This is a genomic window from Ralstonia sp. NFACC01, from assembly GCF_900115545.1.
In the GTDB taxonomy this organism is placed as follows: Bacteria; Pseudomonadota; Gammaproteobacteria; order Burkholderiales; family Burkholderiaceae; genus Ralstonia; species Ralstonia mojiangensis.
The window spans coordinates 19,049-36,878 of record NZ_FOWV01000007.1; the positions used below are offsets into that span (position 1 = coordinate 19,049).

Here is a 17,830-nt window from a genome sequence, read left to right on the forward strand (position 1 = left end):
GACTGGGCCGTCACCGGAAATGGCGCGGCCCGCAACCGTTCTGCAGCAGCGAACATGCCTGCAGTGCGGCGGGACGGGACGAAGGGGCCCACGCAGCGACCGAGTTACGTCGGCTCGACATCGTTCTTCAGTGCTTCCTGTTCCTTCTCGATCTGCTTGATGCTCTTGGCCGGCGTGGGCAACTTCTCGGGCATGGTGCCGCCAATCTCGGCAATGGTCTGGCGTACTTTGGCGCCAACTTCGCGGTGTGCGTCTCGTTGGCGTGGCGCTTGCCGCGCACGTTGTCGCGGCGCAGCTTGTCTTCCGGTTGGGTCGCGCGGAACAGGTTGGCGGCCAATTCTGTGCTGCCCATGTGGTCCAGAATCTTCTGGCTCTTCTTGAGGCGCTTTGTTGCGTGGATGTCCCTGGCGCCCAAGCCACCGTAGAGCCCCTTATAGCCTTGGTCCTGGAAGATGGCGTAGTCCAGAGTGGATTCCACGCCGGCTTTCCTGGCAGCGCTCGTCAGTGTCTTGTTGTGCTCGGCAAGCTCGCCGCGCAGCATGAGGCGGCGCGCATCTTCGTTGGGCTGACCAAGGCGGGCTTCGTCCACCAACTCTTGGCGGCGTGTCTGCACAGCAGAGTACGTTTGCCCCATTGGCGATGACCGGTTTTGACGGGTCGCCGTTCTGGACGAGGAGGTAGCAGGCGTAGCGGCTGAGCCGGTGGTCGGTCACCCGACGTTCCGCGCCGGAGCCGAGTTCGACCAATTTAACGGTCTCGTAAAAATGGTCCGCAACCTTCTGGCCGGAGCGCTGACACGCCAGTTCGGCTTTCTCGATCAGTCGGGCGAAGTTATGCCAATGCGGGTAGTCCAACAGCGGTGCCAGCTCGCGTGCGAACCAGAATTCAGACCCATCGTCGTCCAGCAGCTTGATCCCTTCGAATGTTTGGTGGTGGTTGTGGGCAGGTACGCCAGCCATGTTGCTCCCGGATACTGAAAGTTTGCGGAGCAAACAATCTAGGAGCCGTCGGGGAAAGGCGCTGTCAAACGTGGTCAATTGCTCCGGATGCGGGGCGCGCTACGGCAGCTGGGACAGGTGCTTAAGCTTCAACGCCTTTGCGTCTGGCCGCACGCGGCATCGGCAGCGGCGCCTCCCCCAGCGCCCGGTTCACCGCATTCGGCTTGTCCACCAGATCCTGCAGCGTGTAGCCATCGAGCACCTCAAAGTACGCCCGCAGCGCCGCGTGCAGCACGCCGCGCAAGCCACACACGCGCGTGATGACGCAGTGGTTGTCGTCGCCGTGGAAGCACTCGACCATGCGGAAGTCGGGCTCGGTGGCGCGCACCACATCGCCGAGGTTGATTTCGCCCGCAGGGCGGCCAAGCGTGATGCCGCCGGCGCGCCCCCGCACGGTGTGCAGGAAGCCGTCCTGCCCAAGCTGCTGGACGATCTTGATGAGGTGGTTTTTGGGAATGTCGAAGGCATCCGCAATGCGCTGGATCGTGACGAGTTCGTCCGGGTGCACGGCCACGTAGATCAGCGTGCGCAGGGCGTAGTCGGTGTAGTCGGTCAGTCGCATGGCGGGCGTGCGGGTTTGCCGCAGGTAAAAACATTCATGAGAGGCACATCTTATCGGGAAGTTGCCCACAAGATGCGCCGGTTTGCCGCAGGTCAATTTGTTGCATAACAAATATATGTTTAATAGAATCTGATGCAAGCGGTTGCCTGAGCACCAGGCCATCCAAAACAGAGCGTGACGGCGCCCCCCGTCTTATTTGTTGCATATTTCACGCATATTTGGAGTCCAGCATGCTGTCCGACAAGTCCAAGCCTTACATCGATGCCAGCGTTCCAGTGCTGCGCGAGCACGGCTTGACCATCACCGAGACCTTCTATCGCAACATGTTCGCCAGCCACCCCGAGCTGACCAACGTGTTCAACATGGGCAACCAGGCCAATGGGTCGCAGCAGCAGTCGCTGGCCTCGGCGGTGTTTGCGTACGCCGCCAACCATGGCAACAACGCTGCGCTGGCGCCCGTGGTCAACCGCATCGTGCACAAGCATGCCGCTGTGGGCATCAAGCCGAGCCACTACCCCATCGTTGCGCGCCACCTGCTGGGTGCGATTGCCGAAGTGCTGGGCGATGCCGCCACGCCCGACCTGCTTGCCGCCTGGGACGAGGCCTATTGGCTGCTCGCAGCCGAGCTGATTGCGGCTGAAGCACGCCTGTACCAGCACACCGGCAGCGGCCCCGACCACCGTCAGCCGGTGCGTATTGTGGAACGCCGTCAGCAGGCCGAAGACGTCGTCTCGCTCACGCTCGCGGCCGTGGGCGATGCGCCGTTGGCCGATTTCCTGCCGGGTCAATACATCTCGGTGCAAGTGGAGCTGGCGCCGGGTGCGCAACAGCAGCGTCAGTACAGCCTGTCGGACGCGCCGAATGGCCGCACGTGGCGCATCTCGGTCAAGCGCGATGCGGGTGATGCCAACCGCCCTGCGGGCACCGTGTCGAGCTGGCTGCACGCCAACGCGCGCGAAGGCGACGTGCTGCTGGTCAGCCAACCGTACGGCGACTTCGTGCCGCAACTGGCGACCGACAACCCGATCGTGCTGATGTCGGCCGGTGTTGGCATCACGCCCATGATCTCGGCGCTCAACACGCTCGCGCAGCAGAACAGCGCACGCAAGATCATCTTCAGCCATGCCGGTCGTGCGGCCTCGCATGTCGCCCACGCGGATGATCTGGAGCGTGCCGCACAAGCGCTGCCGGCGTTCGAGGCGCACGTGTTCCTGGAGTCCGGCGAAGACGCGGAGTTCGCACAGCGCCCGGCCCAGCCCGGCCGCATGACGGTCGACACGTTCGTGCGCGACCACGGGACGGAAGCGGACTTCTATCTCTGCGGCCCGCTGCCGTTCATGCAGGCGCAGCGCGCGGCGCTGCTCGCCAGCGGCGTGCCGTCGGAGCGCATCCACCGCGAAGTGTTCGGCCCCGATCTGCTGGACGACATCCTCTGACCTGAACCACGGAAATCACCATGCCCCGCCAAGCCCCGTTGCTCACCATCGGCAAGCCCGACCCGGCAAGCCGCATGCCTTACACGGGGCGGGCCGTCTTCGCGCTCGGCTTCCGACCTTTTTACCTGCTTGCAGCCGCCTTTGCCGCCTTGGGCATGGCGTTGTGGGCAGCGTTGCTGCTGGGGGTGCTGCCGTCGACGCAGGGCCCCGCCACCATGGCACCGCTGTTCTGGCATGCGCACGAGATGGTGTTCGGCTTTGCGGCAGCGGTGGTGGTCGGTTTCCTTTTCACAGCGGGCAAAAACTGGACGGGCCTGCAGACGCCACAAGGCGCGCAGCTCGCCGCGCTGGCTGCGCTGTGGCTGGCGGCGCGTGTGCTGATGTGGACGGGTCCCGTGCCTCTGGCCGTGGCGGCGGATGTGGCTTTCCTGCCGGCGTGCGGCGTGGCGTTCCTGCGCGTCCTGCGGCGCGCAAAAAGCGCACGCAACTACGGCCTGGCGATCGCTCTGCTGGTGCTCGGTGCCATCAACGCGGCGTTCCATGCGGCGCTGGCTTGGGACGCGCCGCTGGCTGCATTGCGCTGCCTCGATGCGGCCGCCGGGCTGGTCTGCCTGTTCGTCACGGTGATCGGCGGGCGCGTCATCCCGATGTTCACGTCCAACGCCGTCCCGGGCGTGCACGTGCGCCGCGTAGTGTGGGCCGAGCGCGCTATCGTGCCGGCGACTGCGCTCGCCGTCGCCATGTTGGCGACGCCGCTTCAAGGCACCGTCCCAGCCATCGTGTTTGTGGCGGCAGCAGTCGTGCAGGCCGTCCGCTGGGCCGGCTGGGACACGCGCCGCACGCTGCGCACGCCCATCGTCTCCATCTTGCATGTGGCGTATGCCTTTCTGCCCATCGGCTTTGCCATGTTGGCCGCCGCAGCGCTCGGCTGGGGCGATCGTTCCACCGCGCTGCACGCGCTCACGGCGGGGGCCATTGGCGGCGCAATCATCGCCATGATCACGCGCACCGCGCTGGGCCACACCGGCCGAATGCTGCGCACAGGCCGGGCAGAGAATTTCGCCTACGCAGCCGTCGCGCTGGCTGGACTTGTGCGGGTGGCTGGCCCCGCCTTGCTGCCGCGCGAGATGTGGATCGGCGGGGCGAGCGTGCTGTGGGTGGCGGCGTTCGTGGCGTACCTGTGGCGCTACACGCCATGGCTGATGGCGCCGCGCGCTGACGGTCGGGAAGGCTGAGCTTCACCCCTGCCCTTTCCGCCCTCGGTGGCTTCCGTAGAATGGCGCAGCCCCTTTGCACACTGCGCCCACGATGGATGTCCATTTGACGATCCACGGCCGGCATGACCTTGCCGGCCAACTCTATCGACAACTCCGCACCGCCATCCTTGATGGCCGGCTCGTGCCGGGCGAGCGTCTGCCCTCCACGCGCGACCTGGCGCTGCAGATTGGTGTGTCGCGCAAGACCACGCTCGACGTATTCGAGCGCCTCATTGCCGAGGGCTATCTGCGCACGCGCGCCGGTTCGGGCACCTTCGTCGCTGAAGCCACCGAAGGATTGCGCGCGCGCACGCCGACGGCCTCGCCCGCGGCGCAACTGGCGTCACCTGCGCCGGTGGCTCGCACCTTCGACACGCCGTGGAACAACATGCCCGTGGTGCTCCCTCAGCCGCGCGCGAACATCGTCCACGATTTTGTTGGGGGTGTGACCGAGAAGCGCCTGTTTCCCTTCGACGTGTGGCGCCGCTGTGTTGCGCACGCGTTGCGCCAACAGGCGCGCGGGCGCGGCGGTTATCACGACCCGGCGGGCGATCAGGCGCTGCGGCTGGCCATCTCGCGCTACCTCGCATTCAGCCGCGCGGTGGTGTGTGCCTGGGCCGATATTGTCGTCACGCATGGCGCGCAGCAGGCCATCGACCTGATTGCGCGCGTGCTGGTGCGCCCGGGCGACACCGTGGCCATCGAAGATCCGGGCTACCCGCCCGCGCGCATTGCGCTGCAGGCCCTCGGTGCCAACGTCGTGCCGGTGCCGGTCGATGCCGAAGGCCTCGTCGTCGATGCGCTGCCGAAGCACGCGAAGCTCGTCTACGTAACGCCGTCGCACCAGTTTCCATTGGGCATGCCGATGAGCCTGGCGCGTCGCGCGCAACTGCTCGACTGGGCGCAGCGTCATGACGCGCTGATCATCGAAGACGATTACGACAGCGAATTCCGCTTCGACGGCCGTCCGATGGAATCGCTCAAAAGCCTGGACACCGCCGGTTGCGTGGCTTACGTCGGTACGTTTTCGAAGACGATCTTTCCGGAATTGCGCATCGGCTACGTGGTGCCGCCAGCTTCGCTGGTTGCGCCGCTGCGGCACGCCAAGCAGGTGGCCGACTGGCACAGTGAATCGCTCATGCAGGCGGCGCTGGGTAAGTTCATGCTCGACGGCGATTTCGCCAAGTACCTGCGCCGCATGCACAAGGAATACGCAGCGCGCCGGGATGCGCTGCTGCGGCATCTGCGTGGCCCGCTGGCGCCGTGGCTGGCGCCCGTGCCGTCGGCGGCGGGCATTCACATGGCGGCGCAGGTGCACGCGCCGTTGCCCGAAGCCGAGCTGGTGAAGCTGGCGGAAAGCGTGGGCGTCGGGCTGTACGGCACCGCCAGGATGTATGTGGCGCAGCCGCCGCAGCCCGGGTTGCTGGTCGGCTACGGCCATGTGAACGTTGCGGAGATCGACGCGGGACTCGGCAAGCTGGCGGCAGCGCTGGCCACAGTGGCTACCTGATATTCACTGGGATTGGCGATTTCAAGGTGCCACTACGGCACCTAGACTGGCTCCAGTTCTCAAGCACAGGAGCCTCTCATGGAACCCCGCCTCGACTTCTATCAAAGCAATCCCGCCGCCATCCAGGCGGTCATGGGCCTCGAAAAAGCGCTGGGCAAAAGCACGCTGGAAAAACCGCTGACTGAACTCGTGCGTCTGCGCGCTTCGCAGATCAACGGCTGCGCCTATTGCGTCGACCTGCACACCGCCGATGCCCGCAAGGGCGGCGAAGACGACCGCCGCCTCGCCACCGTGTCGGTCTGGCATGAAACGCCCTTCTTCACCGACCGCGAACGCGCCGCGCTGGCCTGGACGGAAGCCGTCACCTTCGTCGCAGAAACGCGCGTGCCCGACGACGTCTGGCAGGCCGTGCGCGCGCAGTTCTCCGATGCCGAGCTGGTCGACCTGACGCTGCTGGTGAGCACCATCAACACGTGGAACCGTCTGGCCATCAGCTTTCGCAAGCTGCCCGCCTGAGCGCCGCATATACTGCCTCGCACGGCGCGCGCCGCACACGGAGGCCACATGCTGCACAACGTCCGCACCCTAAGCGTGAATGTCGAGCGTCACTTCGATGACGTGGCCATGTTCCTGGCCGAGCCGCTGAACTTCCCGATCTGGGCAACCGGCCTGTCGGAAGGGCTGGCGCCCGGTACGCAGGGTTCGGGCGCGGCACCCGACGAGTGGATCGCCAAGGCCGCACCCAACAGCGACGAAGGCAGCGTGTTCATCCGCTTCAGCCCGCCTAACGAGTTTGGCATTGCTGACCACTGGGTCCGCCTGCCGGACGGATCGATCGTCTACGTGCCGCTGCGCGTGGTGCGCAACGGCGCGGGCACGACCGTCTCGCTCACGCTGTTTCAGCAACCGAACATGGACGACGCACAATTCGACGCCGATGCCGAATGGGTGCAGCGTGACCTGGTGAAGCTGAAGATGGTGCTGGAAGCTGAATAACCGCTCAGGCCTTCTCCGCCTGCGGGGCTTGCGGCGCCGTTTGCGGACCGGATGCGCCGGCGGAGGCAGGGGATGCCGCCAGCGACGGATCGCCTTGCGCATCCGAGCCCTTCACCTGGCTCACCCAGAACACGCAGAACAGCCCCGCCGCCACGGCCAGCCAGCCGTTGAGGCCGTAGCCTTCGATGCGGCCGCCGGCGCCGCCAGACAGCAGCAGACCGCCCAGCCACGCACCCACGCCGGTCCCCACCGACATCACCGCGCTGTTGGCCGACAGGAATGCACCGCGCACCTGCGGGGCGGGCACCGTCGTCATCAGCGCTTGCATCGGCACCATGCGGCTGGAGAGGATCACCATGAAGAAGGGGAAGAACAGCAGCATGCCGATGTAGGGCCAGTCAGGCAGATGCGTCATCACCAGCACCGGGATGAACGCCAGCAGCGCGGCGCCCACGAACACGCGGCGACGGCCGTAACGGTCGGCCAGCTTGCCCACGGCACGCGAGCTGAAGAACGACGCCGCGCCGCCTGCCACATACAGCCATGACAGGCTTTCGGGCGACACCCCGTGGTTGGCCACCAGCACCGGCGAGATGAACGGAATCACCATCATGTGCGAGCCCATCATCACGAAGGTCAGCACAAAGGCGCGCAGGTGGCGCGGGTTGGTGAGCAACCGCCACAGGCCGGAAAGCACTTCGCCCAGCGTCTGGCTCCGGTTGCCTGCCAGATGTTCGGCCAGCGGCGGAATGGTCTGCCGTGCGCCCAGCCAGATCAGCACCGTGAGCGCCGTCAGCAGGAAGAACGGCGCCGACCAGCCGAAGTGCGCGCCAATGGCAATGCCCACGGGCACGCCCGCCATGGCCGCCAGCGCAAACGACGACATCACCACACCAGTGGCGGCGCCGCGCCGCGCGGGCGGCACCACGTCTGACAGCACGGCCATGATGATCGACCCGAGCACGCCGCCCGTGACGCCCGCAAATGCGCGGGCAAACAGCAGCATGCCGTAGCTGCCCGACAGCGCGCAGGCGAGGTTGGCCAGCGTGAAGAGGCCGTAGACGGTCAGCAGCAGGCGGCGGCGGTCAAAGCGGTCGACATAGGTGGCGGCCAGCAGGCCGGAAGCACCCGAGCACAGCGAATACACCGACACCGCCGTGGCGAACGCCGCCGGACCGATGCCAAACGTATGCATGATCTGCGGACCAAGCGGCATCATCACCATGAAATCCATGATGACGGTGAACTGCGTGAGCGCGAGCAGCCAGAGCAGCCGGCGCTCGCGCGAGGAATCAAGTAAGGGCATGAGGGCGAGCGAAGAAAGGGAGGAGGCGGCGCGTGCAGGCTGGAGCCGGAATCGGCCGGCTGGCGCACCGAGTTGTGTCAGAAAACATATCTTACGATAGTTGTCGCGACACAAGAAGTCAAACTTTATTCAAGCGGGATTTTCCGCCTCGTCACGGTTTCGAGGCGAGCAATGGGCTATTTCGCCCGGAGCATCCAAAGCACGTCAAGCACGTGCTGGGTCGATCGCTCTACGTGGCCGGCCCGGTGCGCGATACCAAGCTCGCGCCACAAGGCGGGCCGGAGCGGCCGCATGGTGATACGTGCATCCGACGGCGCGGCCGATGCCTCATGCGGCAGCAGCGTGGCGCCATAACCGGCCGCGACCAGGCTCTTGATGGCGTCGTTGTAGTTGAGCTGGATGCGCGGCACGGGATGATGGCCGCCCGCCGCGAACCATTCGGTCGTCTGGCGCGAGAGTCGTGTGGTGGCGTCGTTCAGGATCAGCGGTTGCGCGGAGAGCCACGCGGGCGTGATGCGCGCCGGGCTCGTCCAGTGCGCCGGCAGGAACGCCATGACGGGGTCGCGCCGCCACGGTTTGATGGCGAGGCCGGCCACCTGCGATTGCGGCAGCGCCACCAGGCCAATATCGAGCGCGCCATCGGCCAGACCCGCCAGCGTTTCGTGCGAAGTGAGCACTGCCACCTGCACGTCGATGCCGGGGTGGTCTTGCCGCAGCACGTCCAGCGCCTGCGGCAGCAGATGCGCGATGGCGCCGGTGGAAGCGCCCAGCCGGACGCGCCCGCTCAGGCCCTGCACCTGCCGCTGGATGTCGTCCAGCGCCTGCTCGGCATCGGCGAGCAGCTTGCGCGCGCGTTCCACCATCACCTCGCCGATGGCGGTGGGCTGCACCTGCCCTCGCTTGCGAGAGAGCAGTTGCGCGCCCACGCGATCCTCCAGCTCGGCAATGTGCAGGCTGACGGTGGGCGCCGCCAGATGCAGCGCGCGCGCCGCGTCGGCAAACGAACCGCGCTGGGCAACTTCCACAAGCGTGCGCAGGCGGTCCAGGCTGATTTCTCGCATGATTCAGAAAAGCTGAATGTGATGGTTTGGAAATTCAACTTTTCATATTCTAGGTCGCGCTTGAAGATGGGGGTTCGCATTCACCGCCCTCTTTCTTCTATTGGAGCGTCCCGCCATGTCCACTCCCCTCGTCTTCATTGATGGCGACCAGGGCACCACCGGCCTGCAGATTCACGAGCGCCTGCGCGGCCGCGTTGAGCGACAAGACCTGAAACTGCTGACGCTTCCCGCCGACGCGCGCAAAGATGTGCAACGCCGAGCCGAGGCCATCAACACCTGCGATATCGCCATCCTGTGCCTGCCCGATGCGGCTGCGCGCGACGCGGTCTCGGCCGTCGTCAACCCAAGCGTGCGCGTGATCGACGCCAGCTCCGCGCACCGCACCACGCCGGGCTGGGTGTACGGCTTTCCGGAGATGAGCGAAGGGCAGGCCCAACGTGTTGCCGCAGCGTCGCGCGTGACCAATCCGGGCTGCTACCCCACTGGCGCCATCGGGCTGCTGCGCCCGCTCGTGCAGGCGGGCCTCGTGCCGGCGGATTACCCGATCAGCATTCATGCCGTGTCCGGCTATTCGGGTGGTGGCCGCGCTGCAGTCGAAACCTACGAGGGGCCCGATGCAGCAAACGCATTGCCGTTCCAGGTCTACGGGCTGGGCCTGGCCCACAAGCACACGCCCGAGATCCAGTTGCATGCGGGGCTCACGCAGCGGCCAATGTTCATCCCGGCCTACGGCGCATATCGCCAGGGCATCGTGTTGACGGTGCCGCTGGAACTGCGCCTGCTCAACGCCGGGATCGACGCGGCCGCGCTGCACGCCTGCCTGACCGACCACTACGCTGGCGCGCAGCATGTGGAAGTGATGCCGCTGCAGGCGCCGTCCGCCCTGCCGCATCTCGATCCGCAGGCGCTCAACGGCACCAACGACATGCGGCTGGGCGTGTTCGCCAACGAGCACGGTCAGGTCCTGCTCACAGCGGTGTTTGACAACCTCGGCAAGGGCGCCTCAGGCGCGGCGGTACAGAACCTGGACCTGATGCTGGCGCGCTGATCTGCGCGTTGCAGGTCCGGCGGGTAGTGGCAAATCGAATGGAAGTCATCGCAACATTTAATTGGGCGATTGTGAGCGACTTCGCTATCGTCAACGCCGCTCGTGTACGAACTGCCCGATGCTGTTTGTGCCCGGGGCCGGACCAACCCATTGCCTGAATGCAATATGTCTAAGACCACGTATTACGCGCCGCATGGCGGCCATCCGCCGCAGACGGATCTGCTGACCGATCGCGCGATGTTCACCGAGGCGTACGCGGTGATCCCCAAGGGGGTGATGCGCGACATCGTCACGAGCTGGCTGCCGTTCTGGACCAACACGCGCCTGTGGGTAATCGCCCGCCCGCTCTCGGGTTTTGCCGAGACCTTCTCACAGTACATCGTCGAAGTGAACCCGCGCGGCGGCAGCGACAAGCCCGAGCAAGACAAGAACGCCGAAGCCGTGCTGTTCGTCGTGGAAGGCGAAGCCGAGCTGACGCTGCAGGGCAAGAAGCACACGCTCACGCCAGGCGGCTACGCGTTCATTCCGCCGGGCGTCGACTGGACGCTGCACAACGTCAGCGATGCCGCGGTGCGCTTCCACTGGATCCGCAAGCATTACCAGGTCGTCGAGGGCATTCCCCTGCCGGAAGCCTTCGTCACCAACGAACAGGACGTCGAGCCGATCCCGATGCCGGGCACCAACGGCGCGTGGGTGACGACGCGCTTTGTCGACATGAGCGACATGCGCCACGACATGCACGTGAACATCGTGACGTTCGAGCCGGGCGGTGTGATTCCGTTTGCCGAAACCCACGTGATGGAACACGGCCTGTACGTGCTGGAAGGCAAGGCCGTCTATCGCCTCAATCAGGACTGGGTCGAAGTGGAAGCCGGCGACTTCATGTGGCTGCGCGCGTTCTGCCCGCAGGCCTGCTATTCGGGTGGTCCTGGCCGCTTCCGTTACCTGCTGTACAAGGACGTGAACCGTCACATGAACCTGACCCTGAACCCGTCGCGTTGAGCGCCGCAGGTGTCAGATAAAAGCCCGCCGGTGGTCTACCGTCGGGCTTTTTTCATGGCCGGCGTTTCCGCTTCTGCGATTGCACCTACTTGCGCGTCGCCACGATGAACAGGCGAGGAAACGGTAGTAGCACCGTGCCATCGTCGAGTGCCGGATAGGCCTGCGCAATCATGTCGCGATAGCGCGTGAGGAATACGGGGCGCTCGTCCTCGCTCAGCGCTGCGAGGAAGGGCCGTAGCGCGCTGCCCTTGAACCATTCGACCACCGCATCGGCGCCGCCTTGGAGCGGATGCATGTACGTGGTGCGCCAGACGTCGACGCGCGCGCACAGCGGCGCGAGCAGCGCGTAATAGCGGCGCGCATCGAAGCGCTCCGTGCGCTCTACACCCTTGAGCTTGCCGGCCCACGGCCCCGCAGCGGCCACTTCGCGCATCAAGCGGTGCGCCGGTTCGTCAAGGTTGTCCGGCATCTGCACGGCCAAGTGGCCACCCGCCGCCAGCTTGCCGATGAGCTTCGGAAACAGCGTTTCATGCGCCGGCAGCCATTGCAGCACCGCATTGGCGAGGATCAGGTCATACGCGCCGGGCTCATCCCACGCAGCAATGTCAGCGACATCGAAGCGCACCTCGGGCAGGCGCTTGCGTGCGGCTTGGATCATGTCGGGCGAGGCGTCGGTGCCGCGAACGGCCGCGGCGGGCGCACGCGCCATCAGCGCTTCGGTCGAGTTGCCCGGCCCGCAGCCGATGTCGATGGCGACATGGATGGGCGTGGGAGGCACTGCGGCCAGCAGGTCCCGGACGGGTCGCGTGCGCTCGTCCTCAAACTGCACGTACTGCTTTGCGTACCAATCGTGGGGGGTCGTCACGATGCGCTCCTTGTCGTGGTTTGCGTGCGGGATGCGCAAAGTGTCCGGTTTCCCGATCGATCAGTAAAATGAATTCAATTTCCGGATTGATTCACAACGCTGATGAAAATCGATACGCTGGGCGTGCAGGCATTTGTGGCGATTGCGGAGTGCGGCAGCTTTACGCAAGCCGCTGACACGCTGCACGTGACGCAGACTGCGATCACGCAACGCCTGCGCAAGCTGGAGGCGTTTCTGGGCGTCGCGCTGGTGGAGCGCACCACGCGCCGGACCGAGCTGACGGAAATCGGTGAACGCTTCCTGCCACAGGCGCGGCGTCTGCTCAACGAACTGTCCGATGCGCTCACGGAGATTCGCGAGACCGGCCTGAGCCAGCGCGGCGACATCACGATCGCGTGCGTGCCGACGGTGGGTGTGCAATATCTGCCGCGCATCTTGCGCGCGTTCTCAGAGCACCGCCCGCACGATCGCGTGAAGATTCTCGACCATGCATCGGCGTCTGTGCTGCAAGCGGTGCTGCGGCGTGAGGCGGAGTTCGGCATCAGCATTGCAGGCGACCAGCATCCGGAGTTGGTGAGCGTGCCGCTGACGAGCGATCCGTATGTCCTTGTCTGCCGCGACGATCATCCGCTGGCCAAGCGCCGCCGCATCCGATGGCAAGCCTTGCAGCCCTACCCGCTCATCTTCGCCGGCGAGGTCAGCGGCAACCGCAGCCTGCTCGACGGCGCGCTCAAGGCGAGCGGCGTGACGCTGCATTCGTTCTACGAGGTGCAGCGCAGTTCAACGGCGCTCGGGCTGGTGGCGGAAGGGCGGGGCGCGGCGGTGGTGCCGCGTCTTGCGCTTCAGAAGAATGCGTATCCGATGATCCGCACGGTGGAACTGGTCGAACCGGAAGTGTCGCGCACGCTGGTGCTCGTCACGCGCAAGGCGGCACAGCTGTCACCTGCGGCGCGTGCGCTATACGAACGGATCGTCGAGGGGGCAACACCGTCGGCGTGATGCCAGCACAGAGGGGGGCGGTGTCTCACAGCGGCCCCTCTCATGCCATACGCAGCCATTCACGCGCTTGCGCCATCCGTGGTGCTGGGGTAGCGCGTATCGCCGCGCCATGCGAGCACATCATGTGCGCTGGATTGCCGATCCGCGCCCTGCGCATACGGATCGAAGCGATCGTACTTCCACGACAGATAGCCATAGGTATCGGCCTGGCGGTCAGCTCCCTGCGTGAACGGGTCCGTCTTGTCGACGGCGCCTTGCGTGTACGGATCGTACTTGGCCTGCGCGGCCGAAGCCGGTTGCGCGATGAACAGTGCGGCAGAAGCGGAAAGCGTGGCAAGCAAGGCCAGGGTAATGCGGCGGGTATGCATGGTGAACTCCTCGAGCAGTGAACGTGCCGCCGGAGGCGGCATCCCATCGGATCGCCGGCGGAGCGTGGCCGCCCGGATCCCACAGGTTGGTCGCAGTGCGCATGCAAACCTGACACTGCATTGGCGAAAAAAATTGCCGCACCAGCCTGTACCTGCAGATACGCAGCCCGTGCGGCAATGGATGCAGCCCTTGCGAAAAATGCGGACGTTGCTACGGCAGTTGCATCAAGCCGTGCACGCCCTGCCACCCCACGTAGAGCCCCACGAGGGCAATCAACACGCCAGAGAAGTACGGCGCCCTGCGTGCGAATTCACCAAAGCCGCCCCAGCGCCTGGAGACGTGTTTCACACTCAGCGCCGCTAGCGCGCCAGACGCCACCAGCGTGAGCGCCAGCCCGATGCTGAAGCACAGCACGAGCGCCGCGCCCAAAGTGATCTTCTTGAGCTGCAGGCACAACAGCAGCACGGTGATCGACGCCGGGCACGGAATCAGCCCGCCGGTGAGCCCGAACACGATGATCTGGCCTGTGGTCACTTCACGGTTGGCGAAGCGGCGGCGGATGTCGTTGGCGTGCGCGCGTTCGTGGGCGTCCTGGTATTCGGCAGATGACACATCGAGCCCGCCATGGTCGTGGTTGTGCTCGTGATCATGCTCGGTGAACGTGACGTCATAGTCATGCCGATGGTGTTCGGGCCCGAGCGACAGGCGCGCCACAAACGCGTGCGGCTCCGGAATGGATTGCTCCGATTCCAGAAAGCCGTCGCGCTGGATGAAGCGGAAGGTTTGCAGGCTGCCGTCGGGCCGCTCGGTCACAACCTGCACCTGCTCGGCCGGCCACGCGTTGCCGCGCGTGCCTTCGCGCGTCAGCCGAAAGTGCGGCGGCACGCCGTCTTCGAAAATCGCCAATTGCACGACGCCATGGCCGGTGTCGATGCGCTGAACCTCGTCATGGCCATGATCGTGATCATGGTGATGATGATCGTGGTCGTGCGCCGCGTGGGTGCTGCGCCAGGTGCGCCACATCATCCACGCTGCCACGGCCACGATCAGCACGGCAGACACCACTTGAAAATACGGTTCGGTGGTTTCGGCGTTCCAGTTGCGGCCGAAGTACAGGCCCGCCATGGCCACCGCCCACACCACCGCCGTGTGCGACACGGTGGCCGACAGCCCGAGCAAGACCGCCTGCGTGAGCGTGCCGCGGATCGCCACGATAAACGCCGCCATCATCGTCTTGGAATGCCCGGGCTCCAGACCATGAAGCGCCCCTAGCAGGATCGCACTGGGAACGAACAGCCAGGCGTTGCCTTGCTGCAGCAGGGTGGTGAAGGCGGTCATGGATGGCAGTCGATCAATTCGGGTAGGCGAAATATACTCCCCCCTAGTATAGTGATGCTACCCTCCCGCGTCATTTACACCACCTCGATACCCGACCCATGGCCCATACCATCCGCGACAAAGCCAAGCTGCTGGCGCGTGTGCGGCGTATCCAGGGGCAAGCCGCTGCGCTGGAAAAACAACTCGCCGAAGAGGGCGATTGCACGGCCATCCTGCAGCAGATTGCGGCCATTCGCGGCGCGGTCAATGGGCTGATGGCGGCGGTCATCGAGGGCCACCTGACGGATCACGTGGTGAAGGAGCCTGCCGAGGCGCAGCGCCAGGAAGATCTCGACGCGGTGATGCAAGTGATCAAGTCGTACCTGAAGTAGCGCGTCACCCTTGCGCCATGCGCGCGATGCCGATACGCTGCTCGAACGCCATCGGCCAATTCTGATTCTTCGAATCTTCGTCTTCATGTCCCGACTTCACGCCACCCTCCTCGCCGCCGGCCATCGCGCCCGCGTGGATGACGTGTGCGTGCAGCCCGGGCCCTTCCCTCCTCCTGTCGTGTCTTGGGGCTACGACGCGATCGGCGCACAGCCGCCGCCGCCTCCGCCCGCTCTCGGCTGATTCTCAGCCGCTTCGTTTCCGGTTGACCTGAACCAGGCTCGGGCACACGCCCGAGGCAGGCGCTCGCCTGCGCGCCGGAACCCGACATTCTTTTCGACAGGTGAGTGGTATGCGTTCCATGCAAGCCGCGCTGGCAGGGTCCGGCGCGACGGTTCTATTCGTGCTGCTGTGGAGCAGCGGCGCAATCTTTGCGGAGATCGGGGTGCAGCATGTCCCGGCGTTCGCGTTTCTGGTTGGGCGCTTTGCGCTCGCGTCTTTGGTGCTGGCAGGGCTCGGGTTTCGGCGGGGGCAATGGTGGCCGGCGCGGGGATCAAGGCTGAAGGTGGCCGCCACCGGCGCATTGCTGACCGGCGGCTATTCGATCTGTTATCTGCTCGCGCTGGACGGCGGCCTCACGCCCGGGTTGCTGGCCACAGTGCTTGGCGTGCAGCCGCTGCTCACGCTGCTGGCGACCGAGCGCACGTGGTCTGTTCGGCGGATGGCGGGACTGATGCTCGCGCTGGGCGGCCTATCGCTCGTGGTAGGCGGGGCCGATGCGCGGCAGGTGCCGATGGCCGGTCTCGGCTATGCGCTGGCCGCGCTTTTCTGCATGACGGTTGGCGCCATTGGCCAGAAGCGGCTGAACCAGTCGCCCATTGATACGCTGCCGCTGCAGAACGCAGTGAGCCTTGTGCTGTGTGTGGGGTTTGCATTGGCGCTGCCCGCGCAAACACTGACCTTCACGCCCAGCCTGCCCGGCATCGCCGCCTTGTTGTGGATGGGCGTGGTGATGTCGGTGGGTGCGCAGTTGCTGTTCTACCGGCTCATGCAGCGCGGCAACCTCGTCAACGTGACAAGCCTGTTCTACCTCGTGCCGGTGGTCACGGCGCTGCTGGATGATCTTGTGCTGGGGCATCGCCTTGCGCCCGTTGCAATGTCGGGGATGGCGATGATTCTGCTGGGGTTGGCGGTGGCGTTTCGGGCGCGGCGGTAGACCGGTCGCCCCGTTGCCGAGCGCGCGATAAAACGGGGCGAACACGCGCGCGCTCCTCGGTGGGGATGCCGGGGCTAGAGTCCTGCGCGGCAATCGATACAACGTGCGCGTCATGGGCGACCGGCAGGCCAATGCGTCCGCCGCACGGTCGTCTTCAACGAGGAGCACTCGCATGCAGTGTCTGGTGAACCGTCAGGCAGATTGCAGCGCGCCACGCCGCGCCTGCCAACTCGTAATGGCGATGGTGATGAGCAGGATCGCCAGCAGCACGGCCGATGCGCCGGCCGTGCCGAGGTTCAGCCCGCCCGCGCTGACGGGTTTGGTCAGCAAATCGCCGCCCGTGGCACCCAGGGGCCGAGTTAGCACAAAGGCCATCCAGAACAGCGCCACGCGCGAAATGCCGGTCAGATAATACGCCGCTGCAATCAGCGCAATCGCTGCGGCAATGAGCAGCGCGCCGCCCGCAAAACCGAGCCCTGACGAATCGGCCAGGAAGTCGCCCAGCGCCGTGCCCAGCGTGTTGGACACGAGGATGGCGCACCAGTAGAGCAATTCCTGCCCGCTGCTGCGTACATGCGTGACCGACAACGATTTCTGCGTCAGCTTCCAGTAGATGAGCACTGCGCACAGCAAGCTGGCGAGGATGGCCGCGCCGGTGGCATAGCCCAGGCCCAGCGTGCGGTCCATGAAATCCGACAGCGTGGTGCCCGCCGTGCTGGTGGCAAGGATCACCGCCCAGTACAGCAGCGGGTGATACGTCTTGCTGCGCAGTTGCGCGCCCAGCGTGACGAGAAAGACGCCGATCAGCAGCACCGAGCTGGCGGCATAGCCGATCTTGAGCGTCATCGAGAGCAGATCGCCCGCGGTTTCCCCTAGCGTGGTGGCGCTGATCTTCATGATCCAGAACGCCAAGGTGATTTCGGGCAATTTGCTGCGCGAGGCGGCGGGCTCGCGCGTATGCGCATGTGTGGAGAGGGTCATGCGAATTCTCCAGAGAGGCGGAGGGAGATTCCGCACCAGTCTGCCGAGGCAGACTTAGATGACCCATAGCCGCCCGGTGGCCGATGCCTTACTGCGCCAGCCGCCGCAACTTCCATTCCCCGCTTGGCTGCTTGCACAGCCATGCCGTCCACTGTTCCTTGCTGCTGCCGCGTGCCAGCTCGCTCTGCAAGCGGCGGCACGATTGCCCTGCGTCGGTCTTGGATTCCAGCGGCGTGATGGTCGCGTCGATGGCGGGCTGCTTGCCTCTGGCTGGCGAAGTCCATTGCGCAGGCGTGTTGTCGGCGGTGCTCTTCAGCACATCGCCGATGGCCTTGGTGAACGACTTCAACTCCGTCGGGCTCATCGAGCCGATGATGGTGCTGGCCAGCACGTTGCGGAAATAGGCAAACGAAGGCGTGGCTGCAGCAAACAGTGCGGCGCCCGCGAAGGCGAGCGCAAGACGGCGGCGATGCGACATGGGTCCCCCAGGATGTGACGAAAAGGAGCCTTCATCCTAG

General features: G+C 65.4%; 19 protein-coding genes. 10 read left to right on the forward strand and 9 right to left on the reverse strand.

Features of this window, described 5'->3' with window-relative positions; genetic code table 11:
• Positions 1-431: 431 nt before the first annotated feature.
• Both BM136_RS25755 and BM136_RS18325 read right to left on the reverse strand, forming a co-directional pair.
• Complete coding sequence (locus tag BM136_RS25755) at positions 432-959, reverse strand: BRO family protein (RefSeq protein WP_368073443.1); 528 nt, start codon at positions 957-959, stop codon at positions 432-434.
• A 121-nt stretch (positions 960-1,080) separates the two neighbouring features.
• Positions 1,081-1,560, reverse strand: a complete 480-nt coding sequence (locus BM136_RS18325; RefSeq protein WP_092973856.1) for an RrF2 family transcriptional regulator — start codon at positions 1,558-1,560, stop codon at positions 1,081-1,083.
• Positions 1,561-1,790: 230 nt separating this feature from the next.
• On the opposite strand from BM136_RS18325, the gene BM136_RS18330 reads away from it, so the two are divergent.
• From BM136_RS18330 to BM136_RS18350, 5 genes are all read left to right on the forward strand, one after another.
• Complete coding sequence (locus tag BM136_RS18330; protein ID WP_092973859.1) at positions 1,791-2,996, forward strand: globin domain-containing protein; 1,206 nt, start codon at positions 1,791-1,793, stop codon at positions 2,994-2,996.
• A 20-nt stretch (positions 2,997-3,016) separates the two neighbouring features.
• Positions 3,017-4,231: an NnrS family protein gene (locus tag BM136_RS18335; protein WP_092973862.1), complete on the forward strand. Its 1,215-nt coding sequence runs from the start codon at positions 3,017-3,019 to the stop codon at positions 4,229-4,231.
• A 73-nt stretch (positions 4,232-4,304) separates the two neighbouring features.
• Entirely contained in the window at positions 4,305-5,762 is a 1,458-nt protein-coding gene (locus BM136_RS18340; protein ID WP_092973865.1) for a MocR-like pyridoxine biosynthesis transcription factor PdxR, read from the forward strand.
• Positions 5,763-5,840: 78 nt separating this feature from the next.
• On the forward strand, positions 5,841-6,278 hold the full coding sequence (locus tag BM136_RS18345) for a carboxymuconolactone decarboxylase family protein (RefSeq protein ID WP_092973868.1): 438 nt from the start codon (positions 5,841-5,843) through the stop codon (positions 6,276-6,278).
• Between the two features lie 48 nt (positions 6,279-6,326).
• Positions 6,327-6,758, forward strand: a complete 432-nt coding sequence (locus BM136_RS18350; RefSeq protein WP_045205217.1) for a hypothetical protein — start codon at positions 6,327-6,329, stop codon at positions 6,756-6,758.
• A gap of 4 nt (positions 6,759-6,762) precedes the next feature.
• Here the strand turns inward: BM136_RS18350 and BM136_RS18355 are convergent, their stop codons facing one another.
• Together BM136_RS18355 and BM136_RS18360 are read right to left on the reverse strand one after the other, a co-directional pair.
• A complete protein-coding gene (locus BM136_RS18355; RefSeq protein WP_092973871.1) occupies positions 6,763-8,064 on the reverse strand; it encodes an MFS transporter in 1,302 nt (433 codons plus the stop codon).
• Positions 8,065-8,240: 176 nt separating this feature from the next.
• Complete coding sequence (locus BM136_RS18360; RefSeq protein ID WP_092973874.1) at positions 8,241-9,125, reverse strand: LysR family transcriptional regulator; 885 nt, start codon at positions 9,123-9,125, stop codon at positions 8,241-8,243.
• A 115-nt stretch (positions 9,126-9,240) separates the two neighbouring features.
• On the opposite strand from BM136_RS18360, the gene argC reads away from it, so the two are divergent.
• Positions 9,241-10,173: an N-acetyl-gamma-glutamyl-phosphate reductase gene (gene argC, locus BM136_RS18365; protein WP_092973877.1), complete on the forward strand. Its 933-nt coding sequence runs from the start codon at positions 9,241-9,243 to the stop codon at positions 10,171-10,173.
• Between the two features lie 165 nt (positions 10,174-10,338).
• A complete protein-coding gene (locus tag BM136_RS18370) occupies positions 10,339-11,175 on the forward strand; it encodes a bifunctional allantoicase/(S)-ureidoglycine aminohydrolase (protein ID WP_092973880.1) in 837 nt (278 codons plus the stop codon).
• A gap of 85 nt (positions 11,176-11,260) precedes the next feature.
• On the opposite strand, the gene tam is transcribed toward BM136_RS18370, so the two are convergent.
• Positions 11,261-12,040 (reverse strand): trans-aconitate 2-methyltransferase, encoded by a 780-nt coding sequence (gene tam, locus BM136_RS18375; RefSeq protein WP_092974470.1) that lies wholly within the window; start codon positions 12,038-12,040, stop codon positions 11,261-11,263.
• Positions 12,041-12,142: 102 nt separating this feature from the next.
• Between tam and BM136_RS18380 the strand changes: the two genes are divergently transcribed.
• Positions 12,143-13,039 carry a LysR family transcriptional regulator gene (locus tag BM136_RS18380; protein WP_092973882.1) on the forward strand — a complete coding sequence of 299 codons (897 nt, stop codon included), beginning with the start codon at positions 12,143-12,145 and terminating at the stop codon, positions 13,037-13,039.
• A gap of 59 nt (positions 13,040-13,098) precedes the next feature.
• Here BM136_RS18380 and BM136_RS18385 read toward each other — a convergent pair whose 3' ends face one another.
• Positions 13,099-13,407, reverse strand: a complete 309-nt coding sequence (locus BM136_RS18385) for a hypothetical protein (protein WP_092974473.1) — start codon at positions 13,405-13,407, stop codon at positions 13,099-13,101.
• 211 nt (positions 13,408-13,618) lie between these two features.
• The gene (locus BM136_RS18390; protein ID WP_092973885.1) at positions 13,619-14,746 is read right to left on the reverse strand and encodes a nickel/cobalt efflux protein RcnA; all 1,128 of its coding nucleotides are present in this window, start codon (positions 14,744-14,746) and stop codon (positions 13,619-13,621) included.
• 98 nt (positions 14,747-14,844) lie between these two features.
• Here BM136_RS18390 and BM136_RS18395 point away from each other — a divergent pair, with 98 nt between their 5' ends.
• Both BM136_RS18395 and BM136_RS18400 read left to right on the forward strand, forming a co-directional pair.
• The gene (locus BM136_RS18395; protein ID WP_092973887.1) at positions 14,845-15,117 is read left to right on the forward strand and encodes a metal/formaldehyde-sensitive transcriptional repressor; all 273 of its coding nucleotides are present in this window, start codon (positions 14,845-14,847) and stop codon (positions 15,115-15,117) included.
• 350 nt (positions 15,118-15,467) lie between these two features.
• Positions 15,468-16,331 (forward strand): DMT family transporter, encoded by an 864-nt coding sequence (locus BM136_RS18400; protein ID WP_092973890.1) that lies wholly within the window; start codon positions 15,468-15,470, stop codon positions 16,329-16,331.
• Positions 16,332-16,523: 192 nt separating this feature from the next.
• On the opposite strand, the gene BM136_RS18405 is transcribed toward BM136_RS18400, so the two are convergent.
• Entirely contained in the window at positions 16,524-17,312 is a 789-nt protein-coding gene (locus BM136_RS18405) for a COG4705 family protein (RefSeq protein ID WP_092973893.1), read from the reverse strand.
• Between the two features lie 88 nt (positions 17,313-17,400).
• A complete protein-coding gene (locus BM136_RS18410) occupies positions 17,401-17,790 on the reverse strand; it encodes a hypothetical protein (protein ID WP_092973895.1) in 390 nt (129 codons plus the stop codon).
• Between the last annotated feature and the right edge of the window lie 40 nt (positions 17,791-17,830).

Coding starts and splice junctions, on each gene's coding strand:
- BM136_RS25755 (WP_368073443.1), bottom strand. CDS start 959: ATGGCTGGCGTACCTGCCCACAACCACCACCAAACATTCGAAGGGATC.
- BM136_RS18325 (WP_092973856.1), bottom strand. CDS start 1,560: ATGCGACTGACCGACTACACCGACTACGCCCTGCGCACGCTGATCTAC.
- BM136_RS18330 (WP_092973859.1), top strand. CDS start 1,791: ATGCTGTCCGACAAGTCCAAGCCTTACATCGATGCCAGCGTTCCAGTG.
- BM136_RS18335 (WP_092973862.1), top strand. CDS start 3,017: ATGCCCCGCCAAGCCCCGTTGCTCACCATCGGCAAGCCCGACCCGGCA.
- BM136_RS18340 (WP_092973865.1), top strand. CDS start 4,305: ATGGATGTCCATTTGACGATCCACGGCCGGCATGACCTTGCCGGCCAA.
- BM136_RS18345 (WP_092973868.1), top strand. CDS start 5,841: ATGGAACCCCGCCTCGACTTCTATCAAAGCAATCCCGCCGCCATCCAG.
- BM136_RS18350 (WP_045205217.1), top strand. CDS start 6,327: ATGCTGCACAACGTCCGCACCCTAAGCGTGAATGTCGAGCGTCACTTC.
- BM136_RS18355 (WP_092973871.1), bottom strand. CDS start 8,064: ATGCCCTTACTTGATTCCTCGCGCGAGCGCCGGCTGCTCTGGCTGCTC.
- BM136_RS18360 (WP_092973874.1), bottom strand. CDS start 9,125: ATGCGAGAAATCAGCCTGGACCGCCTGCGCACGCTTGTGGAAGTTGCC.
- argC (WP_092973877.1), top strand. CDS start 9,241: ATGTCCACTCCCCTCGTCTTCATTGATGGCGACCAGGGCACCACCGGC.
- BM136_RS18370 (WP_092973880.1), top strand. CDS start 10,339: ATGTCTAAGACCACGTATTACGCGCCGCATGGCGGCCATCCGCCGCAG.
- BM136_RS18380 (WP_092973882.1), top strand. CDS start 12,143: ATGAAAATCGATACGCTGGGCGTGCAGGCATTTGTGGCGATTGCGGAG.
- BM136_RS18385 (WP_092974473.1), bottom strand. CDS start 13,407: ATGCATACCCGCCGCATTACCCTGGCCTTGCTTGCCACGCTTTCCGCT.
- BM136_RS18390 (WP_092973885.1), bottom strand. CDS start 14,746: ATGACCGCCTTCACCACCCTGCTGCAGCAAGGCAACGCCTGGCTGTTC.
- BM136_RS18395 (WP_092973887.1), top strand. CDS start 14,845: ATGGCCCATACCATCCGCGACAAAGCCAAGCTGCTGGCGCGTGTGCGG.
- BM136_RS18400 (WP_092973890.1), top strand. CDS start 15,468: ATGCGTTCCATGCAAGCCGCGCTGGCAGGGTCCGGCGCGACGGTTCTA.
- BM136_RS18405 (WP_092973893.1), bottom strand. CDS start 17,312: ATGACCCTCTCCACACATGCGCATACGCGCGAGCCCGCCGCCTCGCGC.
- BM136_RS18410 (WP_092973895.1), bottom strand. CDS start 17,790: ATGTCGCATCGCCGCCGTCTTGCGCTCGCCTTCGCGGGCGCCGCACTG.